Origin of the sequence: Janthinobacterium lyxosi, assembly GCF_051380665.1 — a bacterium.
Classification (GTDB): domain Bacteria; phylum Pseudomonadota; class Gammaproteobacteria; order Burkholderiales; family Burkholderiaceae_D; genus Janthinobacterium.
On sequence record NZ_JBNYXM010000067.1, the window covers coordinates 1 to 4946 of the forward strand.

The window sequence follows — 4946 nt, forward strand, 5'->3', positions numbered from 1 at the left end:
CGACAACGCTCAATTTAAAAGCCAGACTGTAATCGCGCTGGCTGCGCCTAAACCCTTGTTCCATTTGACACTCCTTCTTTGCGTCGAAAAAGTGTCAACTTATTCCAGGACGGGTCAAGACAAACAAAAAAGCCTCCCGCAGGGGAGGCTTTTTTGTTTGATTCTGGCGGAGACGGTGTCCGCCAAAGTGATGTTCGCAAAACGTCGCTTGATGCCTCTACGCCCTTGAATTTATGCGTTATTTTTGCCAATTCGTCCGCTTGGTGTCGCTTGAGTACGGTAAAATCCGCACTCTATGTGTGGGTAGGAATGGGGGTAGGAGATGGCGCGGACGGTTGAAAAATTGACGGCATTGACAGTGAGTCGGGCAAAAACACCTGGGTATTTTGGCGATGGTGCAGGCCTGTACTTGCAGGTATCGAAGACAGGCACCAAGAGCTGGATCTTCCGCTATACGCGCGAGCGCAAGCAGCGCGAGATGGGCCTTGGCGCCGTGCACACTGTAACCCTGGCCGAGGCGCGTGGCAAGGCGCGGGATTGCCGGGCGCTGCTGCTGGAAGGGAAAGACCCACTGGAAACGCGTGCTGCCGACAAGCTGACCGATGCGCTGGATCGCGCTCGGGCAATCACGTTCAACCAATGCGCCAGCGCCTACATCGCCGCGCACCGTGGCAGCTGGAAAAACGTCAAGCACGCGGAGCAGTGGGAAAACACACTGGCTACTTACGCCGCGCCCTTTATCGGAGACCTACCGGTGGCCGCCGTCGACACCGGCCTGGTCGTCAAGGTGCTGAGCCCCATCTGGCAGGAAAAAACGGAAACAGCCACCAGGCTACGGGGCCGCATCGAGAGCATCCTGGACTGGGCAACCGTTAGTAAGTACCGCGTGGGCGAGAATCCGGCCAGGTGGCGCGGTCACCTGGATAACCTGCTGGCCGATCCCAACAAGCTGGGGAGGGTGAAGCACCACCCTGCCCTGCCGTGGCAGGATGTGGGCGAGTTCATGAAAGAACTGCGCCAGCGCGAGGGCATGTCGGCACGCGCCGTGGAATTTGCGATCTTGACTGCTGCCAGATCGGGCGAGGTTCGTGGAGCGGTATGGGGGGAAATCGACCTGGACAGCGCGCTGTGGACCATACCGGCGGTTCGGATGAAGGCCGGCCGGGAGCACCGCATCCCACTATCGGCCGAAGCGATCGCTCTGCTCAAGCAGATGCCGCGCGTGGAAAAGCACGTTTTCCCTGGGAGCAAAAAGGCAACGCCCCTGTCGGATATGAGTCTGACGGCCGTGCTGCGAAGGATGGATCGGCACGATATCACCGTGCACGGCTTCCGGTCGACGTTTCGGGACTGGTGCTCGGAATCGGTCGCAAACTCATTCCCGCGCGAGGTTTGCGAACACGCGCTTGCCCACAGCCTGCCGGACAAGGTCGAGGCAGCGTATCGCAGGGGCGACCTGCTGGAAAAGCGCATTTTGCTCATGCAGGTCTGGGCAAACTACTGCAGCACCGTTCAAGTTGCGGCGAGCGTTACAGCCATACATGGGGCCGCAATGTAAATCTGACGCATCGTCATAGCTATGCGCAGGCGCAAAAATACCTTGCTTGCGAAGGACTATTATCTCCTCGATCATCTTGAGGAAGTGAAAATGAAACGTTATTGGTGGATCGCGTTAGCTAACATTGTCGGATGCGCTGGAAGCGGAGATCGTGGGCGAGACAATTTGATTGGCCAAGACAGCTTCGCCCTCGCCGCCCACTACGGCACGCCCGCCAGCTATCAACACCTCGGCGAATATCTGCAGCTGAACTACGGCAGCGCGGCCGTCGGCTGCCAGGTCATCGTGCTGGTCGATCAGCAGCAGCGCGTGGCCGGCTGGGCAACGTCAGGTGCCCGCTGCAACGGCGCTGGGCAAAATGGGAATGCAAAGCCAGACCTGGACGTACTGGACTAGTGCCCCGTCTACTGTTTCGTTTTCATGCCCTTTGAGTATCAGGCCATCAGCATCCAAACGCTCCATCGTGGAATCAAAAAGCGGCCTACAAATGTTGATCGAGCCAGCCGAGTTTGGCCGGCGCAACGAGGCAGAGCTATGGTAGCGAACGCATGCGCCCGTCCCTATGTGCTCGAAAACAAGCAGGCCGTCCAATGGCTCGGAGTCGAGCATTTCCTGGCGCATAATTCGGCGCCCCTTCTTGCGCAGCATAATCACGCGGACAGGCATGCCCTGCCGACCCTCCACTTTCGCCGGCCACTGATGCTTGTTTGTTGTGCCGTCCATAACGCAATCAATATACTGTATAAAAACACAGTATATTGCCAAGCTTGGGAAACCAGAAGACGAAATTTGTAACTAGAAGAGCCCGCCCTGATCCGCTGACATGCAGGCGCCGGCAAGGGCCGCCAGCCCACCGTCAGCGCAGGGGCTTGCTGGTTTCATAGTTGGAATCAAAGAAATTGGCGGCCGGGATGATGCAGAACTGCTTGCGCTTCCAGGCGCTCCGGAAGACTGCACCGTCTTTACGCAGGCGTAAAGACGGCAGTTACGGCAGTTGCGGCGCCGGAGACTTAATGATGCCGGCTAAAATAGCCCATCATGAGTCCATAAACGCCTCGAATAATTAAATATTTCAAAGTGTTTATAGTTAAATGTTACTTAAATTACTCCGGCAACAGAATTGGAGTCACATGTGGATTTTTGGGCGTAGACGGATTTGGTCCGGCGCTACCACCGCCACCACTACTGCCACTACCGCCACTGCCTCCAGCCGAGCCAGCGGTACCAGCCCAACCCATTTTCGGAGCCGTGGTGCTACCGTCGTACTTTGCACCTTTTATGATATTCCCGAAAATATCGCGAATAACCCATTCGCCATTCTCGGTGTGCTGCGTTGGATTTTCCACCGTAACATACTCCAACGCATCATTATAAGTAGCACGAATCGGCTCACCCAATTCAAGTGCCACTTTCGTTTCAAAAGCTGTTGCCTGCGGCTCATTATAGCCAAAAAGGGCATGGGCAAGCTCATGAATCAAGCCCATTGCTGGAGACTGAACACCCATAACGCCCTGAGCGTCGCGAACCTGCATCGCAGTCGTTGGATCCCAGAGCAGGGTTCCACCTACAGTGGTCACCAAATTGGAGCCGGAGTAATTGATCTCCACTTGATAATTAAGACCAAGCGCCAAAGCCGCCGAGGGACTTTTACTTAAATGCAAAAGAGCGACATTCATCACGGTTGTTTCGGCGGTATTCTTGCCGGATGGGGTAATTGGCATATTCAACTCCATTTCATAAATTTAAGTTATTAAATATATTTAACGGCAAAAAAATGCCGTTAAAAATTAAATTAATTATCAAAAAATACCAAATGAAAACTGGAAACTATTTATCGATGAATTAACATGGGTCAATATTACCGACTATTTTCACTACCTTTCGCATATTGGCAAATTCGATAGACGAAATTTCTTATTTTTTAATTCGACAACAAAGTCGATACCGTTACTAGACTAAAATTCTGACGATGTACTTTATACAGATCTGCATTTCTTATTTACTGGCCCGAACAAAGGCTTGGCATGCACGCCCCGTCGCGGCAACTTCCTCCGTCTGCAGGATCAAGGCTTGAATATCTCGCGCCACCGCGTCAGGAAGTAGCCCGCCGGCGGGATCGGCTGCAGCGCCTCTTTCGGCGCCTGCGCCGCCGGCCGGGGCGGCAGGTCCAGCACTTGCACAGAAGGCGTGCTTACGACGCTAAGACAGCCCTCGATAATCGCCTCCAGCTCACCCTCGTATTCCCGCCCGCGCGGCCAGTCCCGCGCTAGTGCCAGGACGATCTCGCCATCCGTTGCTGCTGGCGCCAGCTGGTCGAACTCATACGCCGGCCGCTCCGGCACCTTCTTTACACATGGTGTAAAGACGGGCACTTCAACCCGCTGAAGTGCCGGCGGCGCGCTGCCGCAGCCGGCCAGCAGCAACACAAGGGCGAACTGTTCAGAAATCCTAAATAGTTCAATTTTCATCGCACGCCCTCCAGCAGCAGCCTGACGGCCGGCATGGCCTCGTCACAGGTGGCGGCGCGTGCGCCAGTGATCTGCGTCAGAGCGGCGTCGTACTTCTTGCCCTTGGCAGCGGCAGCTGCCTGCGCCGCCACGCCGCGCTCCTGCGCTGCCATCGTGGCCTTGGCCATGCCATCAATGGCTCGGTTTTGCTCGGTGATCGAGCTGCGCAGCTGCGTGCTGACGCCCTGCTCCTGCACCAGCGAAGCGCGCGCGGCATTACGATCACCAGCGGCCAGCCACCAGCCCGTGCCGGTGGCGCTGGCCACCACCAGCAGCATGGCGGCCAGCGCGATAGTCGCCACCTTCCAAATGCCGCTGACGGCGCCGGCCGCCAACGTGCCCAGTGCGCTCATACGATGCCCGCCACGTAGCTAACAGCGCCGCCGGCAAACTTGGCCGTCAGCACCTGGCGCCGCAGCGCGCCGCCCGACAGCGCGATGTGCACCCATGTGCCCTCGTAGATCAGCTGGTCGAAGGCGAGGCCGCTTTGCCGGATCAGCATGGCCAGCGCCTTGGGCGCCAGCTTGGCCGTGCTGATATCTGCAGCCAGACCCAGCACGTGCGCGCTATTGGCCGCGCCGCCCACGGCCTTGTTGAGCGCGGGCGAGCGGTAGCCGCTGGAAATGGCGATGGGTGCACCGACCAGCGCGCGCACCTGCTCCAGCAGCGTGGCCAGGCGCGTGAGGTTGGCGACGATGGCGGGCGCCGGCGCGTTGTCGATGCCCTTGCGGGTGGCCACCTGCGAGGCGACCAACTCGGCCAGTGAGAAATTTTTACTCAGTTGCATGACGATCCCTTCCAGAACGATGAGCGCCGGTCGACGCAGACTAGCGCAGCGATGCCACAATGGAGCAGCACCTCGGGCCAGGCCGGTGTCACGC

The 4946-nt window shown here is 57.5% G+C and carries 7 protein-coding genes; 3 read left to right on the top strand and 4 right to left on the bottom strand.

Going from position 1 to position 4946, the window contains the following annotated elements:
* From ACQ4WP_RS28800 to ACQ4WP_RS28810, 3 genes are all read left to right on the top strand, one after another.
* Positions 1 to 229: hypothetical protein (locus ACQ4WP_RS28800; protein WP_436526663.1), on the top strand; the 229-nt coding region annotated here is incomplete at its 5' end.
* Between the two features lie 93 nt (positions 230 to 322).
* Entirely contained in the window at positions 323 to 1558 is a 1236-nt protein-coding gene (locus ACQ4WP_RS28805) for a tyrosine-type recombinase/integrase (RefSeq protein ID WP_436526665.1), read from the top strand.
* 42 nt (positions 1559 to 1600) lie between these two features.
* Positions 1601 to 1954, top strand: coding sequence for a hypothetical protein (locus ACQ4WP_RS28810; RefSeq protein ID WP_436526667.1), 354 nt, complete (start codon positions 1601 to 1603; stop codon positions 1952 to 1954).
* Between the two features lie 707 nt (positions 1955 to 2661).
* Here the strand turns inward: ACQ4WP_RS28810 and ACQ4WP_RS28815 are convergent.
* The 4 genes from ACQ4WP_RS28815 to ACQ4WP_RS28830 form a co-directional block, all read right to left on the bottom strand.
* On the bottom strand, positions 2662 to 3279 hold the full coding sequence (locus tag ACQ4WP_RS28815; RefSeq protein WP_436526669.1) for a hypothetical protein: 618 nt from the start codon (positions 3277 to 3279) through the stop codon (positions 2662 to 2664).
* Positions 3280 to 3621: 342 nt separating this feature from the next.
* Positions 3622 to 4026 carry a hypothetical protein gene (locus tag ACQ4WP_RS28820; protein ID WP_436526671.1) on the bottom strand — a complete coding sequence of 135 codons (405 nt, stop codon included), beginning with the start codon at positions 4024 to 4026 and terminating at the stop codon, positions 3622 to 3624.
* Positions 4023 to 4418: a hypothetical protein gene (locus ACQ4WP_RS28825; protein ID WP_436526672.1), complete on the bottom strand. Its 396-nt coding sequence runs from the start codon at positions 4416 to 4418 to the stop codon at positions 4023 to 4025. The genes ACQ4WP_RS28820 and ACQ4WP_RS28825 overlap by 4 nt, the downstream gene beginning before the upstream one ends.
* Positions 4415 to 4852, bottom strand: coding sequence for a D-Ala-D-Ala carboxypeptidase family metallohydrolase (locus tag ACQ4WP_RS28830; protein WP_436526674.1), 438 nt, complete (start codon positions 4850 to 4852; stop codon positions 4415 to 4417). The genes ACQ4WP_RS28825 and ACQ4WP_RS28830 overlap by 4 nt, the downstream gene beginning before the upstream one ends.
* Positions 4853 to 4946: the final 94 nt, after the last annotated feature.